This window comes from Mesorhizobium sp. B1-1-1 (assembly GCF_006442955.1).
Lineage (GTDB): Bacteria > Pseudomonadota > Alphaproteobacteria > Rhizobiales > Rhizobiaceae > Mesorhizobium.
Map to the genome: position 1 here is coordinate 31,539 of NZ_VFWW01000014.1, position 25,409 is coordinate 56,947.

Annotated in this window: 27 protein-coding genes and 1 tRNA gene; 18 read left to right on the forward strand and 10 right to left on the reverse strand. The window is 63.6% G+C overall.

All coding sequences use genetic code 11. From position 1 onward, the window contains the following. Position 1 precedes the first annotated feature (1 nt). Positions 2 to 2,587, reverse strand: coding sequence for an AAA family ATPase (locus FJ986_RS26025; RefSeq protein ID WP_140676393.1), 2,586 nt, complete (start codon positions 2,585 to 2,587; stop codon positions 2 to 4). Between the two features lie 215 nt (positions 2,588 to 2,802). Between FJ986_RS26025 and FJ986_RS26030 the strand changes: the two genes are divergently transcribed. From FJ986_RS26030 to FJ986_RS26055, 5 genes are all read left to right on the forward strand, one after another. Beyond that, a complete protein-coding gene (locus FJ986_RS26030; protein ID WP_140500909.1) occupies positions 2,803 to 3,075 on the forward strand; it encodes a DUF4242 domain-containing protein in 273 nt (90 codons plus the stop codon). Between the two features lie 418 nt (positions 3,076 to 3,493). Beyond that, entirely contained in the window at positions 3,494 to 3,991 is a 498-nt protein-coding gene (locus tag FJ986_RS26040) for a hypothetical protein (RefSeq protein WP_140500907.1), read from the forward strand. Between the two features lie 57 nt (positions 3,992 to 4,048). Further along, positions 4,049 to 4,255 carry a DUF1127 domain-containing protein gene (locus tag FJ986_RS26045; RefSeq protein ID WP_210239610.1) on the forward strand — a complete coding sequence of 69 codons (207 nt, stop codon included), beginning with the start codon at positions 4,049 to 4,051 and terminating at the stop codon, positions 4,253 to 4,255. 176 nt (positions 4,256 to 4,431) lie between these two features. Further along, entirely contained in the window at positions 4,432 to 5,832 is a 1,401-nt protein-coding gene (locus tag FJ986_RS26050; RefSeq protein ID WP_140513849.1) for a lipopolysaccharide biosynthesis protein, read from the forward strand. Continuing rightward, positions 5,832 to 7,112, forward strand: coding sequence for a GNAT family N-acetyltransferase (locus FJ986_RS26055; RefSeq protein ID WP_140676309.1), 1,281 nt, complete (start codon positions 5,832 to 5,834; stop codon positions 7,110 to 7,112). The genes FJ986_RS26050 and FJ986_RS26055 overlap by 1 nt, the downstream gene beginning before the upstream one ends. A 577-nt stretch (positions 7,113 to 7,689) precedes the next feature. On the opposite strand, the gene FJ986_RS26060 is transcribed toward FJ986_RS26055, so the two are convergent. After that, a complete protein-coding gene (locus FJ986_RS26060) occupies positions 7,690 to 7,923 on the reverse strand; it encodes a polymerase (protein WP_140560191.1) in 234 nt (77 codons plus the stop codon). Between the two features lie 335 nt (positions 7,924 to 8,258). Between FJ986_RS26060 and FJ986_RS26065 the strand changes: the two genes are divergently transcribed. Continuing rightward, entirely contained in the window at positions 8,259 to 8,462 is a 204-nt protein-coding gene (locus tag FJ986_RS26065) for a hypothetical protein (RefSeq protein ID WP_140500899.1), read from the forward strand. A 185-nt stretch (positions 8,463 to 8,647) separates the two neighbouring features. Here the strand turns inward: FJ986_RS26065 and FJ986_RS26070 are convergent, their stop codons facing one another. After that, positions 8,648 to 8,857 carry a hypothetical protein gene (locus tag FJ986_RS26070; RefSeq protein WP_140500898.1) on the reverse strand — a complete coding sequence of 70 codons (210 nt, stop codon included), beginning with the start codon at positions 8,855 to 8,857 and terminating at the stop codon, positions 8,648 to 8,650. 283 nt (positions 8,858 to 9,140) lie between these two features. Further along, positions 9,141 to 9,225, reverse strand: a tRNA-Leu gene (locus FJ986_RS26075). A 327-nt stretch (positions 9,226 to 9,552) separates the two neighbouring features. On the opposite strand from FJ986_RS26075, the gene FJ986_RS26080 reads away from it, so the two are divergent. Both FJ986_RS26080 and FJ986_RS26085 read left to right on the forward strand, forming a co-directional pair. Continuing rightward, positions 9,553 to 10,140 (forward strand): YqaA family protein, encoded by a 588-nt coding sequence (locus FJ986_RS26080; RefSeq protein ID WP_140500881.1) that lies wholly within the window; start codon positions 9,553 to 9,555, stop codon positions 10,138 to 10,140. Between the two features lie 84 nt (positions 10,141 to 10,224). Then, complete coding sequence (locus tag FJ986_RS26085; protein WP_140513858.1) at positions 10,225 to 10,743, forward strand: disulfide bond formation protein B; 519 nt, start codon at positions 10,225 to 10,227, stop codon at positions 10,741 to 10,743. Positions 10,744 to 10,902: 159 nt separating this feature from the next. Here FJ986_RS26085 and FJ986_RS26090 read toward each other — a convergent pair whose 3' ends face one another. Continuing rightward, complete coding sequence (locus FJ986_RS26090) at positions 10,903 to 11,460, reverse strand: HNH endonuclease (protein ID WP_023677956.1); 558 nt, start codon at positions 11,458 to 11,460, stop codon at positions 10,903 to 10,905. 130 nt (positions 11,461 to 11,590) lie between these two features. Next, entirely contained in the window at positions 11,591 to 12,232 is a 642-nt protein-coding gene (locus FJ986_RS26095) for a DNA-3-methyladenine glycosylase (protein WP_140676312.1), read from the reverse strand. 74 nt (positions 12,233 to 12,306) lie between these two features. Between FJ986_RS26095 and gluQRS the strand changes: the two genes are divergently transcribed. Together gluQRS and FJ986_RS26105 are read left to right on the forward strand one after the other, a co-directional pair. Continuing rightward, complete coding sequence (gene gluQRS / locus FJ986_RS26100) at positions 12,307 to 13,176, forward strand: tRNA glutamyl-Q(34) synthetase GluQRS (RefSeq protein ID WP_140676315.1); 870 nt, start codon at positions 12,307 to 12,309, stop codon at positions 13,174 to 13,176. A 150-nt stretch (positions 13,177 to 13,326) separates the two neighbouring features. After that, positions 13,327 to 14,223 (forward strand): DMT family transporter, encoded by an 897-nt coding sequence (locus FJ986_RS26105; RefSeq protein WP_140676318.1) that lies wholly within the window; start codon positions 13,327 to 13,329, stop codon positions 14,221 to 14,223. Between the two features lie 97 nt (positions 14,224 to 14,320). Here FJ986_RS26105 and FJ986_RS26110 read toward each other — a convergent pair whose 3' ends face one another. Continuing rightward, the gene (locus FJ986_RS26110) at positions 14,321 to 15,172 is read right to left on the reverse strand and encodes a YihY/virulence factor BrkB family protein (protein WP_140500876.1); all 852 of its coding nucleotides are present in this window, start codon (positions 15,170 to 15,172) and stop codon (positions 14,321 to 14,323) included. Positions 15,173 to 15,230: 58 nt separating this feature from the next. On the opposite strand from FJ986_RS26110, the gene FJ986_RS26115 reads away from it, so the two are divergent. The 7 genes from FJ986_RS26115 to FJ986_RS26145 all read left to right on the forward strand — a co-directional run bounded on the left by FJ986_RS26115 (position 15,231) and on the right by FJ986_RS26145 (position 20,641). Beyond that, entirely contained in the window at positions 15,231 to 16,097 is an 867-nt protein-coding gene (locus FJ986_RS26115) for an SDR family oxidoreductase (RefSeq protein ID WP_140558138.1), read from the forward strand. 25 nt (positions 16,098 to 16,122) lie between these two features. Beyond that, entirely contained in the window at positions 16,123 to 16,314 is a 192-nt protein-coding gene (locus FJ986_RS26120; protein WP_140500874.1) for a twin transmembrane helix small protein, read from the forward strand. A 25-nt stretch (positions 16,315 to 16,339) separates the two neighbouring features. Continuing rightward, positions 16,340 to 16,921 carry a cob(I)yrinic acid a,c-diamide adenosyltransferase gene (locus FJ986_RS26125; RefSeq protein WP_140500873.1) on the forward strand — a complete coding sequence of 194 codons (582 nt, stop codon included), beginning with the start codon at positions 16,340 to 16,342 and terminating at the stop codon, positions 16,919 to 16,921. A 31-nt stretch (positions 16,922 to 16,952) separates the two neighbouring features. Further along, positions 16,953 to 17,753 carry a rhomboid family intramembrane serine protease gene (locus tag FJ986_RS26130; RefSeq protein ID WP_140500872.1) on the forward strand — a complete coding sequence of 267 codons (801 nt, stop codon included), beginning with the start codon at positions 16,953 to 16,955 and terminating at the stop codon, positions 17,751 to 17,753. 190 nt (positions 17,754 to 17,943) lie between these two features. Beyond that, positions 17,944 to 18,693, forward strand: coding sequence for an electron transfer flavoprotein subunit beta/FixA family protein (locus tag FJ986_RS26135; protein WP_140500871.1), 750 nt, complete (start codon positions 17,944 to 17,946; stop codon positions 18,691 to 18,693). A gap of 20 nt (positions 18,694 to 18,713) precedes the next feature. Next, a complete protein-coding gene (locus tag FJ986_RS26140) occupies positions 18,714 to 19,643 on the forward strand; it encodes an electron transfer flavoprotein subunit alpha/FixB family protein (protein WP_140558136.1) in 930 nt (309 codons plus the stop codon). 119 nt (positions 19,644 to 19,762) lie between these two features. Next, positions 19,763 to 20,641 carry a 3-hydroxybutyryl-CoA dehydrogenase gene (locus tag FJ986_RS26145; protein ID WP_140500869.1) on the forward strand — a complete coding sequence of 293 codons (879 nt, stop codon included), beginning with the start codon at positions 19,763 to 19,765 and terminating at the stop codon, positions 20,639 to 20,641. Between the two features lie 22 nt (positions 20,642 to 20,663). Here the strand turns inward: FJ986_RS26145 and FJ986_RS26150 are convergent, their stop codons facing one another. The 3 genes from FJ986_RS26150 to FJ986_RS26160 form a co-directional block, all read right to left on the reverse strand. Then, positions 20,664 to 22,559, reverse strand: coding sequence for a PAS domain S-box protein (locus FJ986_RS26150; RefSeq protein ID WP_246681838.1), 1,896 nt, complete (start codon positions 22,557 to 22,559; stop codon positions 20,664 to 20,666). A gap of 238 nt (positions 22,560 to 22,797) precedes the next feature. After that, complete coding sequence (locus FJ986_RS26155; RefSeq protein ID WP_140525439.1) at positions 22,798 to 23,436, reverse strand: NrsF family protein; 639 nt, start codon at positions 23,434 to 23,436, stop codon at positions 22,798 to 22,800. A 1-nt stretch (position 23,437) separates the two neighbouring features. Continuing rightward, on the reverse strand, positions 23,438 to 23,989 hold the full coding sequence (locus FJ986_RS26160) for a sigma-70 family RNA polymerase sigma factor (protein ID WP_140525438.1): 552 nt from the start codon (positions 23,987 to 23,989) through the stop codon (positions 23,438 to 23,440). 297 nt (positions 23,990 to 24,286) lie between these two features. Between FJ986_RS26160 and FJ986_RS26165 the strand changes: the two genes are divergently transcribed. Next, positions 24,287 to 25,294: an iron ABC transporter substrate-binding protein gene (locus FJ986_RS26165; protein ID WP_140676321.1), complete on the forward strand. Its 1,008-nt coding sequence runs from the start codon at positions 24,287 to 24,289 to the stop codon at positions 25,292 to 25,294. Positions 25,295 to 25,409: the final 115 nt, after the last annotated feature.

The following is a 25,409-nucleotide window of genomic DNA, read 5'->3' on the forward strand; positions in this document are numbered from 1 at the left end:
CTCAGATCAGCCCGGAATCGCGCGCGGCGGCGGTCGCCTCGCCACGCGAAATGGCGTCCAGCTTGCCCAGCACCGCCGAGACATGATGATCGACGGTCTTCGGTGAGATGGTCAGGTGCTCGGCTATTCTCTTGTTGGAAAAACCGCGTTCGATCAGTTGCAGGACCTGCATCTGGCGCAGCGTCAGGCCAGCTTGATTGGCGCGCGTGCTCTGCCGCGGTCCCCTTGCAATGTTATTGACGCCATTCTGCCGCATGACGGCGCGGACGTGCTGGGCGACCGGCCGGGCACCGAGCCCCTCGAATATATCCAGGGCCAGGCGCAGGGCCGGCTCGTCGCCGCGCAGCAGGGCGAGCGCCTGCTCGAACGGAGCACCCAGCCGGGCCCACAGCGTCGCGGCACCGTGCCAATCGCCGGCGAGCAGCAGGCGATTGGGCTCCGCCATGCCGGTTGTATCGCCAGGGTCGCTTTCAGGCGACAAGAGCAGCCGCCAGACGGCCAGTTCGGCGAACATCGCCCTCGTCGGCGACAGGCTTTCTGCCAGCTCGATCAGGCGAAGCGCCTCACTGGCGTCGCCTTGCCCAAGCCATGCCAGTTCGGCCATCGACGCCGTGTAAGGCACCAGCCGCTGCAGCTCCATTCCCCTGTCCAGGAACCGCTTCATTTCCTCCAGCACCGGCCCAGCCGGATCGCCTCGCCTTATGCGCAGTTTCGCCAGCGCGACCAAGGATGGGTAACGCACCAGGGCTGTCGTTGCAGCATCGTCGATGACGTCGAGAGCCATGGCCGCCGCATCGTCCCAAAGGCCGCGTCGCAAAAGCAGCTGCGCCTGCACGCCCCGCATATAGTCGCGCCAGGTCGCGAGGTCGTTCTCAACGCAATAGGCAATGCCGCGGTCGAGAAAGGATTGCGCGCGCACAAGATCGAGCTGGTTCATTTCGGCGCAGGCGCAATTGGTGAAGCCGCGTGCCGCGTGCTCCTGGAAATTCTGCACGAGCGCGATTTCAAGGCTGCGGGCGAGGTGAAACCGGCCTTTGGCCAGGTCAAGCCACTGCTCGGCCGAGCCAAGATTGTTGAGCGCGTGGCAGATTATCTCCGGCTTGTTCAACCGTTCGGCCAGAGCGACTGCCTTGCCGCCAAGCAGCAACGTCTCATCGAGCTTCTCGGCCAGCATCGCCAGCTGCGAGAGATTGGAATAGGCCATGGCAAGCTCCGGACTGGCAGGCGCCTGTTCCAGCAGTTCCACTGCCTGGGCCCCGAACAGGTCCGCCTGTTCGCGGTCACCCACCAGATAGGCGAAGCGCGACAGGCATCTGAGGCTGTCGCCCTCCCTGAGCGTGTCGCCCAGCGCCTGCTGTAGCCGGCGCGCCTGGCTCTGCGCCTCGATGGCCGCATCGATGCGGCCGATCAGATGGCATTCAAACGCATATCCTTCGTAAAGCCTCGCCCGGTCGCTCATCGGCAGGCTGTCGGCATGCCGCAAGGCGACCTCGTAGTAGCCGGCGGCATCGCGATGCGCGCCGACGCGGGAAGCCTCGCGCGCTGCGAGCGGGGCAAGCTCGCGCACCGCCTCAAGATTCTGGGCCTCCACCGCATGGTGCACGAGCCTTGCGGTAGTCACCTCGGCGTTTTCCTGCAGTGCGGAAAGCGCGCGTTGGTTGAATTCGCGCCGACGGCTCGAGGTCAGCGCCATCTCGATGGCGCGACGGGCGATCTCGTGCCGGAAGGCGTAGCCATCGCCGAGATCGTCGAGCAAGCCATTCGAGACACATTCCGCCAACTGGCCGGCGCTGGCGACGCCACAGAGGCCGCGCAGCGCCCAGGCATCGGCGCGGCGTGGAAACACAGACACCGCGTCGAGCATCGAGCGCGCTCCCTGCGACAGGCGCTCGGCACGCGCCAGCACGGCGTCGCGGACGCTGGCCGGCGGGATCATCTCGCTTTCGGCAGCCAGCAATTCGGTGACGAAGAAGGCGTTGCCCGCGGTGGCGCGATATATTGCGCTGCCGTCGCGGTTGGCTGCTTCGGCAAGCGACAACACCGCCGCCTCGCTGAGCAGTGGCACTTCGATGCGCTGGACGTTGCCGGCTGGAATTTCGCCGAGCACCCGGCGCGCACGCATCTGCCCTTCGCTGCGGTCGGTGCGTGCCGTAAACAGCACCAGCATATGCGTGTTGGTGATGCGCCGGCCCAGGAAACGGACGAAATCCAGGGTCGCGTCGTCGGCCCAGTGCATATCCTCGATGACCAGCAAACCCGGCCGAGACCTCGCCTCGAAAACCTCGAGAGCGTCTGAAAACAGGGGCAGCCGCTGACCTTGGCGGTCGTCGATTGCCCGGGGCAGTGCCCACTGCGCGTCCCGGGCCAGATCATAGAGCGGTCCCAGCGGATCGGGAATCGACAGGTCCTCGCAAGCGCTGCGGAATATGGAAACGTGCTGCCCGGCACGGGTTACGAACGCCTCGACGAGTGCCGTCTTGCCGGTGCCGGCCTCGCCCAGCAATGCCGCCACGCGGCCGCGACCGCGCGCGGCCTCCGCGAGCAGTTCCTCCAACTGATCGAGTTGTGCCTGCCGTTCCAGAAGCATCGTCACTGGCCCATAAGTATCGTCGTCCCTCGACCCTTCTCCAAAATACCCCCGCTTCGGTATCCGCAGTGTGGCTCCCAGACCAAACGTCGAAAACATAGGGAATCGTCCCGCGCAATATGGGGAAAGGCTCCGATGTGCGCTTTCGACGATCGTGATTTTTCTCCAACCGCGCTCATTTCGAGCGTGAATCAGTCACAAAAGGAAGCCACTCCATGCCTCGCTATCTGATCGAACGGACATTCCCCGACGGGCTCAACGTGCCGACGAACGACGTCGGCGCGACGGCGCTCGGCGGCATCATCATGCGCAACGCCGAGAAGGGGGTCACCTGGCTGCACTCCTTCGTGTCGCCCGACAGGAACAAGAGTTTCTGCATCTACGACGCCCCCTCGCCGGAGGCGATCCGCAGCACGGCGCAGAAGAATTCGCTACCGGTGGACAAGATCACGGAGGTGAGGGTCCTGGACCCTTACTTTTATCGCTGACCCTATGGACCAAGGATGGAACAATGAGCGTGAGATCGTCCTGGGCAGCGATGGGTGTCGGCTTTCCGTGCTGTTTCCTCCCGAAACGGCAGCCGCCGTCGTGGCGTTCGACCATGCACCCTCCCGGCGTGGTCTCGCATCGCGGATTGTCTCCGCGCTGCTCGCGCCATTGCGAAGCCGGCGCAGGCGCCTGCCACCGCAAGACGATTATTTAAGGCGGGACGTCGGCCTGCCGGAGCACGAGATGCGGCGGGACTACTGGGAATATTGGTGGTGGCATCAATGAGACCGCCGCCCGGCTAGAGAGGAACGGATCGGACCCGTCCCGCAACTGACGATCCAACGCGCAGGCATGGCAGCAGGGCCATACAGGCCGGTCCTGCCGCCTGCGCGTCACCAACAACCAATGGAGAATAAAATGAACGTCAATTTCTGGCGCCTTGCCGCGCTGTCCATCATGGCGATCACCGCCACTGCCGCATCTGCGGAGAGTGGCAATCGGCTGGCCGCCGAGGTGCGGGCGGCCAACGGCCGCTTCGTGAATGTCGCGGCGGCCACCGCCGAGGGCTATGCGCCGATTCCCTGCGCCAGCGGCATCACCGGCGGCGCGATGGGCATTCACTACGTCAACGGCGCCTATCTCAAGGATGATGCCGTCGACCTCGCCAAGCCGGAGGCCGTGATGTACGAGCCGATGGCCGATGGCAAGCTGAAGCTGGTGGCCGTCGAATATATCACCGCGAAGGGTCCCGCGTCGCTCGAAGGCCAGCTGTTCAACTTCGACAGCGCCCCCAACCGCTATGGCCTCGGCCCCTTCTACGAACTTCATGTCTGGGCCTGGAAGCAGAACCCGACCGGCGCCTTCGCCGACATGAACCCGAATGTCTCATGCGACGCCATGAAAAAGGCCGACTGACGGCACCGCCTGCCGGAACAGTGCCGGCAGGCCTTTTACGCGTCGCGAGGAGAAACCATGCCCGAGATAGCTATCTTCCTGGCAAGGCTGCGCGCCCCACCATGGCGGCCGATGGCCATCCTCGCTTGGCTGGCGCGCGGACAGCGCCTCCGACATGAGCGGCGTCACCTGGAGGCGATGCCCGATTTCATGCTGAAAGACATCGGCATCAGCCGTTCCGAGATCGACTATGTCGCAACTCACGGCGAAGCGCGCCGCTCTTAGGCTTGGCTGGGAGTTGGAACGACAGAGCGCCTGTCTCCCACTTGCGGCATGGAACCCACACCGGTCGTCCTCGCTCGCCCCTCTGCCATTGTGCATGCCTCTCCCACCCACCCTTTCTTAAGGTGTCTCCGCTACACCAAAGCCTGAAAAGAAGCGGAAAACGGAGAACAATCGGGGTGCGCTTTTCCGCGGCCACGACAGCCGGGCGGTTCTTGCCGCAGCGTTTGGCGCTGCGCGTGGAGCCGTTGCTTGGCCGCGTCGACGCCGTGCTGTTCACCGCCGACGAGCGCGGCGAGGCCGGCCGCATGTCGGTCATTGCCTTTTCCATCCGCATCGTCAGCGCCGTCATCGCCTTCGTCAGCCAGGTGTTGATGGCACGCTGGATGGGCTCGTTCGAATACGGCATCTTCGTCCTTGTCTGGGTGACCATGGTCATCGTCGGCAATCTCGCCTGCCTCGGCTTCCACACCTCGGTTATCCGCTTCATTCCCGAATACCGCGAGCGCGGCCTCATCGACGAGTTGCGCGGTATCGTCGTGGCCAGCCGCCTGTTCGTCCTGATCGCCTCGACGGTCATCGCCGGGCTCGGCGCGCTCGGCGTGTGGCTCGCTTCGTCATGGACTGAAAACTACTATGTCCTGCCGTTCATCCTCGGCGTCATCTGCCTGCCGATGATAGCGCTGTCGGACCTGCTGCAAGGCCAGGCCAGGGCGAACAGCTGGGCGCTGTTCGCCCTGGCGCCGACCTATCTGATACGGCCCGTGCTGATCCTGCTGTTCATGGCGCTGATGCTTTTCGCCGGCTACGCGCCCGACGCGAAGACCGCGATCTTCGCCTCGATCGCCGCCACTTACGTCACCACGCTCGCCCAGCTTATCGGCGTCACCCGGCGCATGGAAAAGCAGATTCCGGCCGGGCCGATGAAGGTGCATTTCGCACAATGGTTCATTGTCTCGCTGCCGATCTTCCTGGTCGAAAGCTTCTTTTTCCTGCTCACCAATGCCGACGTGCTGATGGTCGGCGCCTATATGGACCCCAACGACGTCGCCGTCTATTTCGCCACGGTCAAGACACTGGCGCTGGTGCATTTCGTCTACTTCGCCGTCAAGGCAGGCGTCGCTCAGCGCTATGCCCAGTTCACCCATGGCGAGCCGGAAAAGCTCGCCGCCTTCGCCCGCGAGACGGTGTCGTGGACCTTCTGGCCATCGCTCGCCATGGCGCTGCTGGTGCTGGCGCTTGGCAAACCGATGCTGATGCTGTTCGGTCCCGAATTCACATCGGGTTATCCGCTTCTGTTCCTGCTCGTCTTCGGCGTCGTGGCGCGCGCCGCCGTGGGCCCGTGCGAAAGCCTGCTCACCATGAGCGGCAACCAGAATGTCTGCGCCGCCGTCTATGCCATGACGCTGGCCTTCAACATTGGCCTGAACGTGGTGCTGATCCCGCTCTTCGGCCTGTGGGGCGCCGCAATGGCCACCGCCTTCGCCATGATCTTCGAGGCCGGCGCGCTGTCCTTCACGGTCTGGCGCAAGCTCGGCATCGTCATGGCGATCTTCGTGCCAGCCAAAGGAGCCGCGTGATGGCCGCCATCCCCTTGCTCGAGGAAACCAGCGGCGGCCCCGCCGGCGCCATGGTGTCCGGCCTTGCCGGACTGGGGCGCGACACCGACCCGGCCCATATCGAGATCCTTGCCAACAACCGGCCCGAGCGGAAACTGGCCATCTATACGGCGTCGGCCGGGTTCGACCTCGTCGAGGAGCTGGATTATCTGTGCGCCCGCACCATCGAGCCCAACGTCTTCTTCAACCCGCGTTTCCTCGCGCCCGCAATGCCCCGGCTGGAAGACCGCGAGGTGCGTCTGGCCGTCATCCGTGACGGCGATGAATACCGCAACCGGCTACGCCTTCTGATGCCGTTCTCGGTGGAGCGGCCGGTGGTGCCGCTCGGGGTTCCGGTCATGCGCACATGGTCGAGCCCGTTCGGCCCGCTCGGCACCCCGCTGGTCGACCGCGACGATCCGGTCGGTGTCCTCGAGGATTTCTTCTCCATGCTGTCGCGCCCGCATCTGAAGCTGCCGAAAGTGTTCGTCCTGCCCGACATCAGGCTCGACGGCGCGGTGGCGAGCCTGGTTGCCACTGTGGCCGAAACGCGTGGCCTGATGTTGGTCACCACCGGTCACGCCCAGCGTCCGCTGCTCGAGAGCGAACGCGACGCCGAGGACTATCTGAAGGCTTCGCTGCGCGCGCACCATTATCGCGAGTTCCGCCGCCTCAAGCGGCGGCTGGGCGACCTCGGCAAGCTTGAACATGTCGTGGCGCGCGGCCCCGACGAGATCCGTCACGCCATCGAGAGCTTCCTGACGCTGGAGGCGGCCGGCTGGAAGGGCCGCGAGCGCACGGCCATGGCGATCGACCGCTACCGCGCCGCCTTCGCCCGCGAGGCCGTGCACAGGCTGGCCGAGCAGGACCTGTGCCGCATCCATTCGCTGACGCTCGACGGCCGCACCATTGCGTGCCTGATCGTCTTCGTCGAAGCCGGCGTCGCCTACACCTGGAAGACGGCCTACGACGAAACTCTGGCCGGCTATTCGCCGGGCACGCTGCTGATGATCGAGGTGACCAGGCAGCATCTCGACGACCCCAACATCATGATGACCGATTCCTGTGCCGTGCCCGACCATCCGGTGATGAGCAGGCTGTGGACCGAGCGCAAGCCGATGGGCACGCTGGTGATCGGCCTGACGCCGGACGCCGACCGTCTCGCCCGCCAGGCGGCCTCGCAACTGCATCTCTACCGGGAGACCCGCAACATGGCCCGCCTGCTGCGCAACCGGATGAAGAGCCTGCTCAAGAGACGATAGACGCGCTCGCATCTTCTGGAGCGCGTGGATGCTTGCTTCAAGCCTGAGCATTTGGTTGCTTCATGGGATAAACAGTCACTGTATTGATAGCGTTTATTCGCCAGCGCCTGCTTGAGCAACAGTCACAGTCTTTCAACAAAGCGCGACAAAGGTGATACGATTTTGGGTATAATTCATGTCGCTTGCCGGCGGCGCATCCGTTTTTCTTCAGCGCTTTTCCTCGTGGCGGACATCAGAATTAGCTAATTCATTCGAACATATAAAGGACATTCACGGAACTTAAGTGGTAACATAAGACCTTTGGGACCAGTCCCTGGGACTTTGGTCCGCCTTCACGAAATCCGGCAGCGAGCATGAGGCTAATCTTCATTGCTCTTCAGGACCTTGAAACGGCCGACCAGATCCAACTTGAGCCACTCGTCCTCTTTCTTCCACGGCGCTTTCGGCGGTGGCGCGCGGATTGCGAGGAACAGGCGCTGGACGCGAGAAATCCACCTGCCGGAACCAGCGGGGGAGCCGCCAATGGGAAAGCTGCCGGCGCCAGAATCCTGGACGCATAAAAGCCCGCCACGGAGCCCTACGGGGACGGTCTTGGGCGAGCGAGCGCCATGTCGAAAGTGTCCGGCAGGTGAGGATGCGCGCCGGCCCGTCTCACCGAAGCCGTGGTCATCGCGTCGACCGGGAGAATAATCGACATGCGAGCATAGTGGTCCGGCCACAGCGGCTTTCCAAACAGGAAGAACACGATCGCGAGAAAACAAATCAGCAGCAGGACGGCGAAGGTGTTCGCGATGATCTCGCCAAGCTGCATGTCTTTCTCCCCGAAGTCGGACACCCGCCGCTCGCAGCAACGGCGGGCGTCCAGGGACCGTCGATGAAGGGACTTTACTCGACGGCTTCCACGCCAATGAGGAACGGCGGCTTATGTTCAGGGTTTAGGACCAATGCGTCGATGCTTCGGACTTCAGTCCCAATTGCGGGTCCGAGGAGAAGGAGACAGTCTGCCTTTCGCACCGGCTAAGCCCTCCACCAAGGTACCTGACAGCCGGGAGCACAGCCCGGCCTGCTCGCCAAGTGCCGAACCTACCGCCAAAAGCAGGCCGGGCTCCTTCTGTCGATAGTCAAGATCGTCGCCCAACGGGGAAAATGACCAGCTACAAGGTGGAGGAAATCCTGGGCGAGAGAATTATCGGCACGCACGAGGTGGCGGCTTCAAGTCCCGCAGGGGCTGCCAGACGGGCAACCGGTCATCCGATGCAACCCCGCATTCCAGGTGCGCTGTTCGTTCGGGTCACCAGATCGGAGGACGGCACGGTCGCCGAATTCAGCTTCGCGGGATTTCCTTGTTGAACCCGGATGTCGTCGGATGGGACGGCACGAGTGGCGTTTCTTGCGACTATGGCCGGTGTCTACGCCGACCCATTGGCGCGGTTCGGCGTTGATGGAACCGCCGGCTCACCCTAACCGTTTGTTTTCACGTGGATTCCGAAGCTCGTCGATGAAACCGTTTTGACCCGACTTGCACCAGAATTGCGCTAGCGTCCCAGCGGCTGTCTGGATGCCGAAACCAATTCGTCTTCGTCCCTGATCCCGGCCATGTAATTCGCGATTATGCGGGATGAAATCGCTTCGCGTTGCTGGGCCGATCGGGCGTCGAGCTTCAGCCTGTCGAACACGCGGCCAAGCAGGGCCACTTCGGAGGAATCGAAGACGCCAGCCTCCTGAGCTTTCTGACGAATCGGCATGAGTTCCTCCCTTTCAGATAAATAAGCAACAACTGATGCAAGGGGCAATCTCAAGGCCTGATATATCCACACCGAGGAACGGTCAGGCGGCCAACATAGGTCCTGAAGCGTGAAAGCGGCTACCGCATTGGACAGGCCGTCCTGCACCCTGCCGAGCCGCTCCCGGATGTCGCTCTTGCGATATCGGCTTTAAACGGCGCACGACAAACTCGAACACCATATCCGCATTTGCCGAAACGCCGATCGGGAATTAGCGGCAGACGTATCGAAGCGGCGACTGAAATGGTGCCCCTAGCCGGGATCGAACCAGCACTCCTTGCGGAACTCGATTTTGAGTCGAGCGCGTCTACCAATTCCGCCATAGGGGCTCAGGCCGGGCGGCCTGGATGGCGCGGACTATACGGTTGGAGGCCTGTTCGTCAACTGGCCTGTTGCCGATAGCCTGCGGAGCCGCGACCAAACCGCCCCTTTCGGTTTCCTGCGGGCACTGCCATTGTGCGGCGCGGAAAATCTTTCTAGACAGGCGTCGTGTCGAAGCGCCTGGCGTCCGGAAGAAGGAACGCGGCGCGCTTCGGGTCTTGGTTTCACGCATGCACCTGTTTCATCCATGCCCCTGGTTTTCTGCCTGCCCTTATGCCGGCCACGCCGTGCATGTGGGCGCCGTGCGGTAGGCATTTACGACATTAGGAGAGCCGATGCTTCGCGGACTGTACGACTGGACCTTGTCGCTGGCGGCGCGCAAATCCGCCGAATGGTGGCTGGCCTTCATCGCCTTCGTCGAGAGTTCCGTGTTCCTGGTGCCGGCCGACGTGCTCTATCTGCCGATGGCACTGTCGCGGCCTGATCGCGCCTATCGCTATGCGCTGATCGCCACCGTCGCCTCCGTGCTGGGCGGCATCGCCGGCTGGTTCATCGGCCACTACGCCTACGACGCGCTGGCGCGGCCCATCCTCGAATTCTACGGCAAGTATGACGAGTTCGAGGCGCTGCGCGTCTCTTCGGGCATCGGCTTCATCATCTTGATGCTGATCACCTCGGGCGCCGCCCATCTGCCGCCGATCAAGGTGGTGACGATCCTTTCGGGGGTCATCGGCGTCAATCTTTTGCTGTTCATCGCGCTGGCAATCGTGGCGCGCGGCGGGCGCTTCCTGCTTCTGGCCTGGCTGCTGCGCCGCTATGGCGAGCCGATCCGCGAGTTCATCGAAAAGCGCCTCGGCCTGATCGCGGGTGCGGCGGCAGCCGCCCTGATTTTGCTCTATATCCTGGTCAAATACGCCTTCTGATTCATGTCGCCCAAACCGCGCGGCGGCGTGGCGACATGGACCACAAGACCGGGCGAGCGGCGAACATAACGGACGAAAGACCCCATGACTGCGACCATGACTGCCAACACCGGACGCCAGCGGACCATGACGGCCCTGTTCCTTGCCGTAGCCATGGCCGCCACTGTCGGCTCCGCGCTCGCCTTCCAGTACATTGGCGGCTACATCCCTTGCCATCTCTGCCTGGAACAGCGCACGCCCTACTATATCGGCGTGCCGCTGATGCTGCTGGCGCTGCTTGCATCGGCGCTGCACGCGCCGGCATGGGTGGTGCGCGGCTTGCTGGCCATCGGCGGCCTGCTGATGCTCTATGGGCTGTATCTCGGCATCTATCACGCCGGCGTGGAGTGGGCCTGGTGGCAGGGCCCGGCCGATTGCACCGCGGGCGGAGGCCCGGTCGACACCGGCGGCAAAGGCGTGCTCGACGCGCTCGACAAATTCGTGCCCCCCTCCTGCGACAAGGCCGCGCTTCGCATTCTCGGCCTGTCGCTCGCCGGCTGGAACGCCATCGCCAGCCTTGTCCTTGCGGCCGTCGCCTTCCGCAGCGCTCTTTCGCGCGACTGAGTAGCGCGAAAGCGCCGACGCGAGATCGTTCAAGAATTCGGCAGGCTGAGTCGCATGGAGTGATTGTCGAGAACCGAAGCGGAGCGGACATTGGTCCGTGAGCATCGGAAGCGCAGACAATCGCTTCAGACGGCCAGCGTCCCGAATTGTCGGACGCTCTCAGGGTTCGAGTTCGACATCCCAGTACAGATAATCCATCCAGCTTTCATGCAGATGGTTGGGCGGGAACAGACGGCCATTATTGTGCAGGTCGTGCACCGTCGGCTGGTAGGGCTTCTGCAACGGCCACATCTTGGCATGCGCCGGCATCATGCCGCCTTTCCTGAGATTGCAGGGGGAACAGGCGGCGACGACATTCTCCCACGTCGTAGCACCCCCGCGGTGGCGGGGGATGACGTGATCGAAGGTCAGATCGTCGGGCGTGCCGCAATATTGGCACTGGAAGCGGTCACGCAGGAAGACATTGAAGCGTGTGAAGGCGGGATGCCGCGACGGCTTCACATAGGCCTTCAGGCTGACGACGCTCGGCAGCTTCATCGAGAAGGTCGGCGAGGACACCGCGTGCTCGTATTCGGCGACGATGTTCACCCGTTCGAGGAACACCGCCTTGATGGCGTCCTGCCACGACCAGAGCGACAGGGGGTAATAGCTGAGCGGACGGTAATCCGCATTCAGCACCAGCGCTGGAAGCCCATCCGGAGATACGGCAACCGTCACGTCGTTGGCCTCCTTGGTTCTCTAACCTGAATGGCGCGGATACTGTAAGCCCGACATGACAGGGATGTGAAGCGGATTGTCACGCGTCCGAAGGCACAAAAAAACGAGATTTTGATGCTTTTTCGCGCTTTCAGGCCGGGGGTGCGGCATCCCTGCCCTTCAATTCGCGATAATAGGACCAGAAAAGCCGCGATGCGACACCTCTCCATGGGCTCCATGATTCGGCGAGTTGGATCAGTGTTTTCTCCTGCGGACGCGGGTCGATGCCGAGCGCATGGCCGACGGCGGTCTGGAGCGCGACATCGCGCGCCGGGAAGATGTCGGGATGGCCTGCGGCGAACAGCAGATACACCTGCGCCGTCCACGGACCGATACCGGGCACGGCCGTCATGGTCGTGATTGCCTCGCCGGCGTCAAGCGAACACAAATGATGAAGATCGAGGCCGTCCGCCACCGCCTGGGCGGCGGCGAGGAGGCCGTGTTGCTTGGGTCGCGACAGGCCCGCCTCGCGAAACATGTCCTCGCCGGCGGCAAGGATCGCCAGCGGCGTCAACGGGTCGACCAGTTTCGTCAGCCGGCCGAAGATCGCATCGGCGCTGGCGCGCGACACCTGCTGCGAGACGATAATCGAGGCAAGGCTCGAGAATCCTGGTTGGGACAGCCGTAGCGGCACCTCGCCCGCCATGCCGCGGATCTTTTCCAGCCTTGGGTCGATCGCGCAAAGCGCGTCGAGTCCCCGGGCGATGTCGTCCAATGTGGCGATACGTTGCATGCTTTCTTGTTCCTGAACCGGCCGCACGGTAGCAATTGGCAAAACCGCCGCACAACCCGATTGCCGCTCAAGAGATGACACTCCTGACATTCCGTTTCGCGCCCAGTCCCAATGGCGAACTGCATCTCGGCCATGCCTTTTCGGCGCTGCTCAACCAGAAACTGGCGCGAGCGGTCGGCGGCCGCCTGCTGCTGCGCATCGAGGATATCGACACCACGCGCTGCTCGCCGGAATTCGAGGCGGGCATTTTTACCGATCTGAGATGGCTCGGACTTGCCTGGGAACAGCCTGTACGACGGCAATCCGAGCACTTCGCCTGTTATGAGGCGGTGCTTGGCCGGCTGATCCGGGAGGACCTCGTCTATCCCGCCTTCATGAGCAGAAGCGAAATCCGGGCTTTCATCGCCGACAGCGAAAAGCGCGACTGGCCGCGCGATCCCGATGGCGTGCCGGTCTATCCCGCCGTCGACAAGGCGCGGCCGGCGAAGGAACGCCGGCGCCGCATTGCCGAAGGCGCTCCCTTCGCCTGGCGGCTGGATGTCGATGCGGCGATGGCACGCGTCGGCAAGGATTTGTCATGGAACGAATTTTCAGACGAATCGCTTTCCGCGACGCGCGTCGTCGGGGCCCGCCCGCGCGATTGGGGCGACGTGATCGTGGCGCGCCGCGAAATCCCGACCAGCTATCATCTCGCCGTCGTCGTCGACGATGCGCTGCAGGGCGTCAGCCATGTCGTGCGCGGCCAGGATCTTTATTCCGCCACCGGGGTACAGCGGCTGCTTCAGGAACTGCTTGGCCTGCCGCAGCCAGCCTATTTCCATCACCGGCTGATCCTGGGACCCGACGGGCGCAAGCTGTCGAAAAGCCTGAAGGACACCGGCCTTGCCGTCTTGCGCGAAGCGGGCGTGTCGGCTCACGATGTCAGGCGGATGGTCGGTCTCTGACGCAGGCGAAGGCCGAAGAGACAGCTTGCAGAAAAGGCGGCCGGTTGAATTCCGGTGATGCATGGATCAATCGTTTCGTTTTGCGCGCCGGCTTGAACCGGACTAGAGCTTCGCCACGGCTCAATTCTCATCAAGCGCGGTCCCCGGAAAATGCACAGCGTCAAGCGGCTCATCCCCGCCACTTTCGTCGTCCTGTGGGCGACCGGCTTCATCGGCGCCCGCTATGCCATGCCGTGGGCCGAACCGTTTACGTTCCTGGCTGCGCGCTTCGTCCTGGCGGCGGCGTTGTTCGCCGGCCTGGTGGTCGTGCTTGGCTCCAAGAGAGCCTCCCGCGAAGAGGCATTGCACGCCACCGGGGCCGGCATTCTGATGCATGGCGTCTATCTCGGCGCGGTCTTCTGGGCTATCCACAGGGGCATGCCCGCCGGGCTGTCGGCGCTGATTGTCGGCCTGCAGCCGCTGATCACGGCGGTGCTCGCCGGCAAGTTTCTCGGCGAGGCGATCCTGCCGCGCCATTGGGCCGGCCTCGCGGTCGGCCTGGCCGGCGTCGTCATCGTGCTCTGGCCAAAGCTCGGCGCGCTCGGCGGCGGCGTGACGTCAGCCACGCTGACCGCCTCGCTGGTCTCGGTGCTCGGCATGAGCGCCGGCACGATATGGCAGAAGCGTTTTGCTTCCGGCGGCGACCTCGTCGCCGCGACCATGTGGCAATATGTCGGCGGCGCTTCGGTGATGATCGTGGCTTCACTGGCCTTCGAGACCCACACGGTCGTCATCAACAGCGAATTGATCTTCGCCATGGCCTGGCTGGTGCTGGTGCTGTCGATCGGCGCCATCTTCCTTCTGATGGTGATGATCCGCGACGGCGAGATGTCGAAGGTCGCTTCGCTGTTCTATCTGGTGCCGGCGGTGACGGCCGTCATCGCCTGGGCCTTGTTCGACGAGCAGCTCAACGCGCTTCAGATTGCCGGCATGGCGATCACGACCTTCGGTGTCGGTCTGGCAACGGCGCGGCAGACCAAGGGAAGAATTGTAGAAATGAGGAATTGAGGAATTGAGGAATTGAGGAAAATGGTGCCATCTGGCGCTGGGGGCTTCTTCTTCAATTCTCCAATTCTCCAATTCTCCAGTTCTTCAATTCAGCCGGTCATCCCACCCGCGCGCGTGCCTCGAGATAGCGGCTGATTGCTGCGTTGAGTTCGCCGCCGAGAATGAAGATCGCGGACACGATGTAGAGAAAGACCACCGCGATCATGATCGAGGCAAGCCCGGCATAGGTCGTCACATAGGACGAGAAATGGTCGAGATAGGTGGCGAAAATGGTCGAGCCTATCAGCCATGCGGCGAGCGTGAAGACGATGCCGGGGATCAGCGAGACGAAACGGCGCTTGCCGGCCGGCAGCCAGTAATGCACTGAAAACAGACCGCCGACGATGACGGTCGAGGCGATGACGTAGCGCCACAGCGTGATGGTGCCCGTATAGGGTTTTATCCACTCGAAATGCGCCTCGGCCAGCCGCGCCAGCAATGGCGCGAAGACCAGGAGCACGCTGATCGCCAGGAAGCCTGCCGTGGCGATCAGCACGAAGAAGATGCTCTGCACGCGGCGATAGATGATGCCGCGCGTCTCGGTGACGCGATAGGCCCGGTTGAGCGAGGTGCGCAGCGCCTCGATGCCGTTCGAGGCGAAATAGGCGGCCAGCAGCACGCCGTAGGTGAGCAGATCCGATCGTCGCACGGTGAGCACGTTCAGCACCTCTCGCGCGATCGGTTTGGCGATTTGTTCCGGCCAGGTGTCGAAGACCAGGTGCACGGCCGTGTCGGCGAAGGCTTGCGCGCCGAGGAAGCTCGCCAGCGTGGTGGCGAAGATCAGGAACGGAAACAGCGCCATCAGCGAGGTGATTGCCAGATGGCTGGCCATCGCCCAGCCGTCATCGGTGTTGAAATGACCGATCGCGTCGTAGAGCACGCGGCGCAGGGCGACGATATTCCGCAACAAGAACCGCGCTCCCCTTCGATTGTCTCGACGCCGCGAATATGGGAAGGGAATGCGGCAAATGGCAACCCTTGGTCATAAGGCGAATCCGTCGGCACGCGCGTTGCGCGTCATCATCGTCACCGGCGCGTCGTCCGGCATAGGCGCTTATTGCGCGCGGGCGCTCAAGGCGGAAGGCTGGCGGGTGTTCGCCACGGCGCGCAAGCCCGAAGACATCGCGGCCCTGGAAAAGGAGGGCATCGAGGCGTTCTATCTGGACTATCGCGAACCTGCCTCCATCGAAGCGCTTGCGGCTTCAGTGCTGGAGCGGACCGGCGGCAGGATCGATGCTCTGTTCAACAATGGCGCCTATGCGCAAGCGGGCGCGGTCGAGGATCTGCCGGTGGCCGCCTTGCGCGAGCAGTTCGAGGCCAATTTCTTCGGCTGGCACGACCTAACCCGCCGGCTCGTGCCTGTGATGCGCCGCCAGGGCGGTGGCCGGATCGTTCATTGCTCGTCGATCCTTGGCCTGGTGCCGGTACGTTTTCGCGGCGCCTATTCGGCATCCAAACACGCTTTGGAGGCGCTGATGCTCTGTCAACGCCAGGAATTGGCCGGCAGCGGCGTGCATGTCTCGCTGATCGAGCCGGGGCCGGTGAAATCGAAGATCGCCAGCAATGGCCTCGCCTGGTTTCTCAGGAATATCGACCATGAGAATTCCGTGCACCGCGCGGACTATGAGGCGCAGTTGGAACGGATGCGCACCGGCGGCAGCCAATCGGCGCTGAAGCCCGGGCCGGAAGTGGTCCACAAGGCGCTTCGCCATGCACTTCTGTCGCGGCGCCCGCGCCCGCACTATGTGGTAACAGTGCCGGCCAAGGTCGGCGCCACGCTCAAACGCATCCTGCCGGCATCGATGCTTTACCGCCTGCTCGCCAAACGCGCCTGAACAAGAAAAGGACTGGAAACGCAAAATGGCATCCGTCTTCAACATCCTTGCCATCCTGGTCATGGTCGCCGTGGTGATCGTGCTGGTCCGGGGCCTGATCAACATGATGCGCGGCGGTTCCGGCATGACCTCCAACAAGCTGATGCAGACGCGCGTCGTGCTGCAGGCCGTGGCGCTGGCGCTGATCCTGCTGGCCGTGTATTTCACGCGCAAATGAGGATACCGGCCGTTCGGGAGGCGACGTGGTCAAGCTCAACAAGATCTACACCCGCACCGGCGACAACGGCACCACCGGGCTCGGCACGGGTGAGCGGCGGCTGAAGTCCGATCTCAGGGTAGACGCCTACGGCACTGTCGACGAAGCCAACGCCTGCATTGGCATGGCTCGTGTTCACACCGCCCCAAGCCACCCCGCGATTGACGCCATGCTTGCCCGCATCCAGAACGATCTCTTCGACCTCGGCGCCGATCTGGCTGTGCCCGACGACGGCAAGCCGCTCGGCTACGAACCGCTGCGCATCATTGCCGCGCAGACCGAGCGCGTCGAACACGACATCGACCTCCTCAACAACGACCTCCAGCCGCTCAAATCCTTCGTGCTGAACGGCGGCACGCCGGCCGCCGCTGCGCTCCATCTCGCCCGCACGGTGGCGCGGCGGGCCGAGCGGCTGATGGTGGCGCTCGCACAGCATCCTGGTGAGCACGTCAACCGCGACGGGCTGAAATACATCAACCGCGTCTCCGATTTCCTGTTCGTCGCCGCCAGGGCGGTCAATGACAATGGAAATGCCGACGTGTTATGGGTTCCTGGCAAGAACCGCTGAACTATGCCAAGGCGGGAGAGGCCACGCACCTATGTTCATCCCGCTCTACGACACCAACAGGCTGCGGCACATCAGGCTGCAATATGTGACGATCGCCCTGATCCTGGCCAACGCGCTGGTCTATTGCGCCACCGCGCTCGGGGGCGAGAATTTCACCAATGCCGCCGTGCTCGGCCTCGGCTTCATCCCCTCCGTGGTGCATGACACGGCAGAGCTCGACCCGCGCTTTATCGTCATTCCCGAAAGCCTGAGCTATCTCACCTACTCATTCCTGCATGCCGACATTTTCCACCTTGGCGGCAACATGCTGTTCCTGTGGGTGTTCGGCGACAATGTCGAGGACGCGCTCGGCCATATCCGCTATCTCATCTTCTACCTCCTGTGCGCCATCGCCGGAGCCGCCTTCCAGGGCCTCATCGCGTGGGACTCGCAGGTGCCGCTGATCGGCGCCTCCGGCGCCATCGCCGGCGTGGTCGTCGCCTACCTGATCCTCTATCCCAGGGTGAAGGTCTGGGTGCTGGCCTTTGCCCGCATTCCGCTGCGCATCCCGGCCTTCATCCCGCTCCTCCTGTGGGTGCTGTTCCAGATCGTCATGTTCGCCGCCGGTGGCGAGGACCAGATTTCCTGGGCCTGCCACATAGGCGGCATCATCGCCGGCGCCGTGCTGGTGCTCGTGCTGCGCAGCCGCGGCGTGCCGCTTTTTGCGGGCGCGGACGAAGAGGCCGCACCCGCCGACCAGCCCGCCATCGCCGTAGATCCGGCCGTAAACGAGCCGATTGCCGCGCAGCCCGTGCCACGCTGGGGTCGGGGAAGTGCCCCCGGCCCCGACTGAACCGGTTGAGTGAATTGCCCGACGCCGTGGCATATTGACGTGCGGGTTCGCCGCAACTACGGAAGCGTTTCCGCCCGCCTTTGGCGGTTGAAGAGCAGAATTTCCATCCGGAATGTCGGCTTTCGACAACTCTGACAGGGTTCACGCTGGTATAGCGCGCCCCAACTATCTCAAGAGAGGTGACAGGAAAATGAAGATCCTTGTGCCCGTGAAGCGGGTTGTGGATGCGAATGTGAAGGTTCGCGTCAAGGCTGACGGTTCGGCGGTGGAATTGGCCAACGTCAAGATGGCGATGAACCCATTCGACGAGATCGCGGTGGAAGAGGCGATCCGGCTCAAGGAAGCCGGCAAGGCCGAAGAGATCATCGTCGTGTCGATCGGCCCACAGCAGGCGCAGGAGACGCTTCGCACCGCGCTCGCCATGGGCGCCGACCGCGCCATCCTGGTCAAGACCGACGAGCAGACAGAGCCACTGGGCGTCGCCAAGGTGCTGAAGGGCGTGGTCGAGGCCGAGCAGCCCGGCCTGGTCATCCTCGGCAAGCAGGCGATCGACGATGATTCCAACCAGACCGGCCAGATGCTCGCAGCCCTTCTCGGCTGGGCGCAGGGCACGTTTGCTTCCAAGGTGGTGCTCGACGGCGACAAGGCCAGGGTGACGCGCGAGGTCGACGGCGGCTTGCAGACGGTTGAGCTGAAGATGCCGGCGATCGTCACTGCCGACCTTCGCCTCAACCAGCCGCGCTATGCATCGCTGCCCAACATCATGAAGGCCAAGAAGAAGCCGCTCGACGAGAAGAGCCCGGCCGACTACGGCGCCGACGTCAAGCCGCGGCTGAAGGTCATCAAGACCGAAGAGCCGGGCGGCCGCAAGGCGGGTGTCAAGGTCAAGAGCGTCGCCGAGCTCATCGACAAGCTGAAGAACGAAGCCGGCGTGCTCTGAGATCGGAAGGAACAGATAAAATGACCATTCTCCTCATCGCCGAACACGACAACGCTACCCTTTCCGACCAGACCGCCAAGGCGCTGTCGGCCGCGCTGCAGATCGGCTCGGACGTGCATGTGCTGGTGGCCGGCAAGGGCGCCAAGGGCGCAGCCGACGCCGCCGCCAAGCTGAAGGGCGTGAGCAAGGTGCTGCTGGCCGAAGCCGACGAGCTTGCCGAGCGTCTCGCCGAGCCGACCGCGGCGCTCGTCGTGTCGCTGGCCGGCTCCTATGACACCATCGTCGCGCCGGCAACCTCGTCGGGCAAGAACGTCGCGCCGCGCGTGGCCGCTTTGCTCGACGTGGCGCAGGTCTCCGAGATCATCGAAGTGGTCTCGCCGGACACCTTCAAGCGGCCGATCTATGCCGGCAACGCCATCCAGACGGTACAGTCGACCGATGCCAAGAAGGTCATTACCGTGCGCACCGCCTCCTTCCAGGCGGCGCCCGAGGGCGGTTCGGCCGCTGTCGAAACCGTCAGCGCTGCGGCCAATCCTGGCCTCTCCTCCTTCGTCGAGAACAAGCTATCGGAGACCGATCGTCCGGAACTGACCTCGGCCAAGATCATCATCTCGGGCGGCCGCGCGCTCGGCTCCTCGGAGAAGTTCCAGGAGGTCATCCTGCCGGTCGCCGACAAGCTCGGCGCTGCCGTCGGCGCATCCCGCGCCGCCGTCGATGCCGGTTATGCGCCGAATGACTGGCAGGTCGGCCAGACCGGCAAGGTCGTCGCCCCCGACCTCTACATCGCCGTCGGCATCTCCGGCGCCATCCAGCACCTCGCCGGCATGAAGGATTCGAAGGTCATCGTCGCCATCAACAAGGACGAGGAAGCGCCGATCTTCCAGGTTGCCGACTATGGCCTCGTCGGCGATCTGTTCGTTGTCCTGCCGGAGTTGCAGAAGGCGCTTTGACGCCCTGCCGCAAAGCGTATTAAATTGTGAGGGGTGGGGTAGACGAAGTCGCCCCACCCTTTTAGTTTGCACCGCACAAAAAGCAGGCCGCAAAGGCCTTTTTCGACGGGATCGGTGTAATGAGCAAGATCGAAACGATCGGCATCATCGGCGCGGGCCAGATGGGCGGCGGCATCGCCCATGTCTCCGCACTTTCGGGCTACAAGGTGCTGATCTACGATATATCGCCCGACCGTATCGAGAAGGGCATCGCCACTGTCAGCGGCAACATGGCCCGCCAGGTGGGGTCCGGCAAGCTCGACGAGAAGCTCCGCAACCAGGCGATGGCGCGCATCGCGGCGGCGCCATCCATGGCCGATCTCGCCGGTGCCGACCTGGTCATCGAGGCAGCGACCGAGGACGAGACGGTCAAGCGCAAGATCTACGCCCAGCTTTGTCCGCAGCTCAATCCCGAGGCCATACTGGCGACCAATACCTCGTCGATCTCGATCACGCGGCTAGCCGCGCAGACCGACCGCCCCGAGCGCTTTATCGGCATCCATTTCATGAACCCGGTTCCCCTGATGAAGCTGGTCGAACTGGTGCGCGGCATCGCCACCGAGGACCAGACCTTCGAGGCGGCAAAGACCTATGTGAAGCAGCTCGACAAGACGATCACGGTCTCGGAGGATTTTCCGGCCTTCATCGTCAACCGCATCCTTTTGCCGATGATCAACGAGGCGATCTACACGCTCTATGAGGGCGTCGGCACGGTCGATGCCATCGACACCGCCATGCGGCTCGGCGCCAACCATCCGATGGGGCCGCTGCAGCTGGCCGATTTCATCGGCCTGGACACCTGCCTGTCGATCATGCAGGTGCTGCATGACGGCCTGTCGGATTCGAAGTACCGCCCCTGCCCGTTGCTGGTCAAATATGTCGAGGCCGGCTGGCTCGGCCGCAAGACCGGCCGCGGCTTCTACGATTATCGCGGCGAGCATCCGGTTCCAACACGCTGACCCGCCAGGGTTGATCGCGGGGCTACGACGCTGCGGCCAGGGGCTTGGGTGTCTCGATTTCGATCCTGTCGTCCGTGGCGTCATTCTCGGGCGCCATGGACACGCATCCGCGACCCGCAGCCTTGGCCACGTAGCAGGCGGCGTCTGCCCTGGCGATGATCTCGTCGACAGCGCCGCAATCGGCGTCGATAGGAGCCAGTCCGATGCTGGCGCCGATCGAATGGGGACGGCCTTCCCAGGTGAAATCGAGGCCCTGTATCGCATCGATGATGGATCGCGCCGCGATCCTGGCCCCGGCGGCCGAGCCCGACTTCAGAATGACCGCGAATTCGTCGCCGCCCAGACGCGCGACCATGTCCTGCGGACCAAGCACGCCACGCACGGCCTCGGCAACGCGCTTGAGCAATGCATCTCCAGCCGCGTGGCCGCCTGTGTCGTTGACCAGTTTGAAATGATCCAGATCGATGAACATGAACTGATGTCCGATCCCCTCCTTGCGGGCCTGATCGACCAGTTCTTCCATGGCGCGGATGAAACTCGCGCGGTTGGCAAGGCCGGTCAGCGCATCATGCGCGGCGGCGTGGGCAAGCTGGCGCTGCAGCGCCCGCGCATCGGTGAAGTCCTGAAAGACGATGACCAGTCCGCAGAATTCGTTGCGTTCGTTCATGATCGGCGACACGACCTGCCGGATGCTGCAGCGCGTCTCGTCGCGCCGGATGAGGACGGCGCGACTGTTCTGGTCATCGGCTCCCTGGCCGCCGATCGCAGGCCGCGCCACGCCGATCCTGTGGCCGGTCTCCTCGTCGACCGCCCAATAGACATGGCCGAGCGTCTTGCCGAGGGCATCATTGCAAGAGACACCGGTCAGCTTTTCGGCGACAGGATTCATGAAGGTGACGCGGTTGGCGGCATCGGTGCAGATGACGGCATCGCCGATCGACTGGAGCGTCACTTTGAGGCGCTCCTTTTCGTCGGCCAGCATGGCCGCCGACACGGCGAGGCGCTCCTCCGCCTGCTTGCGCCGGGTGATGTCGGTCAGGCTGCCTATCGCCCTGATCAGCCGCCCCTCTTCGTCGCGCTCGATCGCCTTGCCGCGGTCGAGGAACCAGAGCCAGCGGCCATCCTTGTGGCGCATCCTGAATTCGGCCTCGAAGAACGGCGTGCGGCCTTCGAGATGGGCGCGGTCCGCCTCGGCCACGGCTTCGCGATCGTCGGGATGTATCATCGCCAGCCAGTGATCGGGGTCACCGTCGAGTTCCCCGTCGGCATAACCCAGCATCTTGACCCAGGTCGAGGAATAGTTAGTGCCGCCCCTGCGCTTGTCGAAGTCCCAGACGCCCTGGCCGGCGCCGGCCAATGCAAAGTTCCAGCGCGTTTCGGCCTCGGCGATCCGCGCCTCGGCCTGTTTGCGCGCATCGATGTCCTCTATCTGCGAGACGAGATACAGCGGCCGGCCGCTATTCCCGTCGCGAATGACGGAGCCGGCCAGCCGGGCCCAGACGGGCGTGCCGTCCTTCTTGAGATAGCGCTTCTCGAAATGAAAGGAATCGATCTTGCCGGCCTTCAGGTCTTCCATCGTCTCCCGCCCGATCTCCAGATCGTCGGCATGCGTGAGCTGGAAGAAGGTCAACGCCTCGATCTCGTCGCGGCGGTAGTCGAGCATGGCAGCGAAAGCCGGGTTGGCCTCAAGAATGCGCCCGTCGAGGCCGACGATGGCGACGCCGATGGAGGAATCCTCCATGGCACGGCGGAAGCGCTGCTCGCTCTCGGCGATCTGGCGGCGGTCCTTGCGGATGACGCGCGCGAACATGCAGGCCAGGAGAAGTGCGCCGGCTGCCACACCGACCGACGCCTGCACACATAATTCGAGCGTCTCGGCGCCGGGATCCAGCCGCGACAGCAGGATCGATGCCGTCATCGCCGCTGTCCCGCCCACGAGCAGAGCCAACCCCGCACGTCTGTGCGGCGCCGGCCCGATGATCCTTCGCATTGCCACGATTTGTACCACCCCGTGGGCAATCGCATTTCCCGTGAAAATCCTGACGGATCGATTTTAAGGAAAGGTTGCGTCGGGTATCGGCGATGCCGCCGGCCGGCAAACATTTGCCGGCATGATTAAGGATCGGTATGCGCGGGATGCAGCAGCGGGCGTCGCGCTACCAGCGCACGAAAAACCGGCCGCCGAGCGCGCCGAGCAGCGCCAGCGCGGCGATCGCGATCGTATACCAGGTGGCGACGAAAAGCGGCGAATCATCAAAGCAATGCGCGGCATAGAAGGTTGCCGCCAGCCCGCCGGCGAGCAGGCCCGCGGCCGTGCCGGCCAGCACCGGCCGTGTCGGCGCGCCATAGCGCAGCATCCACAGGAAGATGGCAAGCGGGCCGATGCCGATCAGCGGGATGAGCCCCATGCAGACCATCATGTTGGAACCGACGAGACGCCTGCCCCAGTCGGCCTCGGGCACGGCGTAAAGCTCCAGCACCACGGCCACTGCCACGAGCACGGGCGCAGCCGCCATCCAGGCCGCCGCCTTGCCTGTCGATGCTCCCGGTGTCGACAATGTCCTGACGAAGGCGAAGGCGCTGGCGGCGAGCACGATGGTGAACAGGAACTTCGAAAGAAAGCGCATCGTATGTGCGGCAGCCATGAAGTCGGGGCGCGGACCGATCGTCATCATGAAAACCGCGCCCGCGATCACGGCGGCCACACCGGCAGCCAGCCACCAGGCCGAGCGCAGCGGCATCGCCTTGCTGCGGGCGTCGGCATCAAGCGCCTTGATGAGATCTTCGGTCCTCATGTCATTCCTGCCCAAACCGCCCCTGCCGGAACCGCTTGGCAATGGCTGCAAGTCCGCGATGCAAGGAAACCCGCACCGCTGTTTCGCTGATGCCGAACTTGGCTGCCGTGTCGCCGATCGAGCGCCCCTCCACCGACACTGACGACACCACGGAGCGCTGTGCCGGCGGCAGGCCGTCGAGCGCCCGGTTGATGTCGCGTTCGCTGACGGTTTCCGTTTCCGGCTCGGCGAAGGTTTCGGCAATACCGTCGACATCGATCTCGATGCGCCGTCCGCGCCGCCGGAACGCGTCGATCAACTTGAAGCGCGCGATGGCATAGACCCAGGGCAGCACAGGTGCGTCCTGCCGCCAGGTGTGCCGTTTCACATGAATGGCCAGCAAGGTTTCCTGCACGACATCCTCGGGATCGACCCCGCCTTTGACGATCTTGCGCCTGGCAAAACCGCGAACCAGAGCGGCCGTCCGGTGCAGAAAGTCGGCATAGGCCCTTTCATCTCCCGCGATCGCGGCTCGCATCAGCCGGGAAAGCTCGGCCTCGTCCTTGCCGCTCACAAGAGTTCACTCCCCGATCTTCGCGCCTCGGCGCTGATTTGTTACGTGGCCGGCGAAATAATGTCCAAGGCAAACTACCGGCAAGTCACGAAAGATTGCGGGCGAACGCGAACTTGGGCTCGTCGACGGCGACTGTGTCCTGGACCGTCGGTCGCGCGCGGCCATCACGCGGAATTGTCCGCCTGGCATGGGCCTATGCCGCCAGCGGCCGATTGAAGCAGGCCAAAAATGTTGACTACACCTGTCATGTATCGATAGGTGCTGCGTGCCAGTTCAACGAGATCGAGGACGACGCCCATGAAATACGCTCTTTCCACCCTTGCCGGCGCCGCGGCGGTGGCGGTCAGCCTGATCGCTGGCCAGGCGATGGCTGAGGACACAGGCATCATCGTCTACAATGCCCAGCACGAGAGCCTCGCCAAGGAATGGGCCGACGGCTTCACCAAGGAAACCGGCATCAAGGTCACGCTGCGCAATGGCGGCGACAGCGATTTCTCCAACCAGATCGTTGCGGAGGGCACCGCCTCGCCCGCCGACGTGTTCCTGACCGAGAATTCGCCGGCCATGGTGCTGGTCGAGAATGCCGGCCTGTTCGCGCCGGTCGACGCCGACACACTGGCGCAGGTTCCGCAGGATTATCAGGCAGCGAGCGGCAAATGGGTCGGCGTTGCCGCCCGCAGCACCGTCTTTGCCTACAATACCACCAAGCTCAAGGCCGACCAGTTGCCCAAGTCGCTGCTCGACCTTGCCGATCCGAGCTGGAAAGGCCGCTGGGCCGCCTCGCCGTCGGGCGCCGATTTCCAGGCTATCGTCAGCGCGCTGCTGCAGCTCAAGGGCGAAGCCGCGACAGCGGACTGGCTGAAGGCGATGAAGCAGAATTTCACCGCCTATAAGGGCAACAGCACCGTGATGAAAGCGGTCAACGCCGGCGAGATCGAAGGCGGCGTGATCTATCACTACTACTACTTCGGCGATCAGGCCAAGACCGGCGAAAACAGCAAGAACGTAGCGCTGCATTATTTCAAGAACCAGGATCCGGGCGCCTTCGTCTCGACCTCCGGCGGTGGCGTGCTGGCTTCGAGCAAGCATCCCAAGGAAGCCCAGGCTTTCCTGAAGTGGGTGACCGGCAAGGGCGGCCAGGACGTGCTGAAGAACGGAACGTCCTTCGAATACGCGGTCGGCAAGGGCGCAGAGTCCAATCCGAAGCTGGTGCCGCTGGCCGACCTGCAGGCGCCGAAGATCGATGCCGCGACGCTGAACTCCAAGAAGGCCACCGACCTGATGACGACGGCCGGCTTGCTTTAGTTGCCGTTCGTCCTAATAAGGACACCGGCCGTGCTCCCGCGGGAATTCCGCGGGAGCGTTTTGTTTTTTCGAGATGGCATTCGTCGATGACGACACGCTGTATTCCCGACCATGA

Bases quoted from the DNA above. Each gene is read 5' to 3' on its own strand.
- FJ986_RS26025 (WP_140676393.1), bottom strand. From the start codon at position 2,587: ATGCTTCTGGAACGGCAGGCACAACTCGATCAGTTGGAGGAACTGCTC.
- FJ986_RS26120 (WP_140500874.1), top strand. From the start codon at position 16,123: ATGGCATCCGTCTTCAACATCCTTGCCATCCTGGTCATGGTCGCCGTG.
- FJ986_RS26140 (WP_140558136.1), top strand. From the start codon at position 18,714: ATGACCATTCTCCTCATCGCCGAACACGACAACGCTACCCTTTCCGAC.
- FJ986_RS26130 (WP_140500872.1), top strand. From the start codon at position 16,953: ATGTTCATCCCGCTCTACGACACCAACAGGCTGCGGCACATCAGGCTG.
- FJ986_RS26065 (WP_140500899.1), top strand. From the start codon at position 8,259: ATGACCAGCTACAAGGTGGAGGAAATCCTGGGCGAGAGAATTATCGGC.
- FJ986_RS26150 (WP_246681838.1), bottom strand. From the start codon at position 22,559: ATGACGGCATCGATCCTGCTGTCGCGGCTGGATCCCGGCGCCGAGACG.
- FJ986_RS26060 (WP_140560191.1), bottom strand. From the start codon at position 7,923: ATGCAGCTTGGCGAGATCATCGCGAACACCTTCGCCGTCCTGCTGCTG.
- FJ986_RS26165 (WP_140676321.1), top strand. From the start codon at position 24,287: ATGAAATACGCTCTTTCCACCCTTGCCGGCGCCGCGGCGGTGGCGGTC.
- FJ986_RS26095 (WP_140676312.1), bottom strand. From the start codon at position 12,232: ATGCAACGTATCGCCACATTGGACGACATCGCCCGGGGACTCGACGCG.
- FJ986_RS26055 (WP_140676309.1), top strand. From the start codon at position 5,832: ATGGCCGCCATCCCCTTGCTCGAGGAAACCAGCGGCGGCCCCGCCGGC.
- FJ986_RS26135 (WP_140500871.1), top strand. From the start codon at position 17,944: ATGAAGATCCTTGTGCCCGTGAAGCGGGTTGTGGATGCGAATGTGAAG.
- FJ986_RS26080 (WP_140500881.1), top strand. From the start codon at position 9,553: ATGCTTCGCGGACTGTACGACTGGACCTTGTCGCTGGCGGCGCGCAAA.
- FJ986_RS26155 (WP_140525439.1), bottom strand. From the start codon at position 23,436: ATGAGGACCGAAGATCTCATCAAGGCGCTTGATGCCGACGCCCGCAGC.
- FJ986_RS26085 (WP_140513858.1), top strand. From the start codon at position 10,225: ATGACTGCGACCATGACTGCCAACACCGGACGCCAGCGGACCATGACG.
- FJ986_RS26105 (WP_140676318.1), top strand. From the start codon at position 13,327: ATGCACAGCGTCAAGCGGCTCATCCCCGCCACTTTCGTCGTCCTGTGG.
- FJ986_RS26145 (WP_140500869.1), top strand. From the start codon at position 19,763: ATGAGCAAGATCGAAACGATCGGCATCATCGGCGCGGGCCAGATGGGC.
- FJ986_RS26070 (WP_140500898.1), bottom strand. From the start codon at position 8,857: ATGCCGATTCGTCAGAAAGCTCAGGAGGCTGGCGTCTTCGATTCCTCC.
- FJ986_RS26030 (WP_140500909.1), top strand. From the start codon at position 2,803: ATGCCTCGCTATCTGATCGAACGGACATTCCCCGACGGGCTCAACGTG.
- gluQRS (WP_140676315.1), top strand. From the start codon at position 12,307: ATGACACTCCTGACATTCCGTTTCGCGCCCAGTCCCAATGGCGAACTG.
- FJ986_RS26045 (WP_210239610.1), top strand. From the start codon at position 4,049: ATGCCCGAGATAGCTATCTTCCTGGCAAGGCTGCGCGCCCCACCATGG.
- FJ986_RS26115 (WP_140558138.1), top strand. From the start codon at position 15,231: ATGGCAACCCTTGGTCATAAGGCGAATCCGTCGGCACGCGCGTTGCGC.
- FJ986_RS26040 (WP_140500907.1), top strand. From the start codon at position 3,494: ATGAACGTCAATTTCTGGCGCCTTGCCGCGCTGTCCATCATGGCGATC.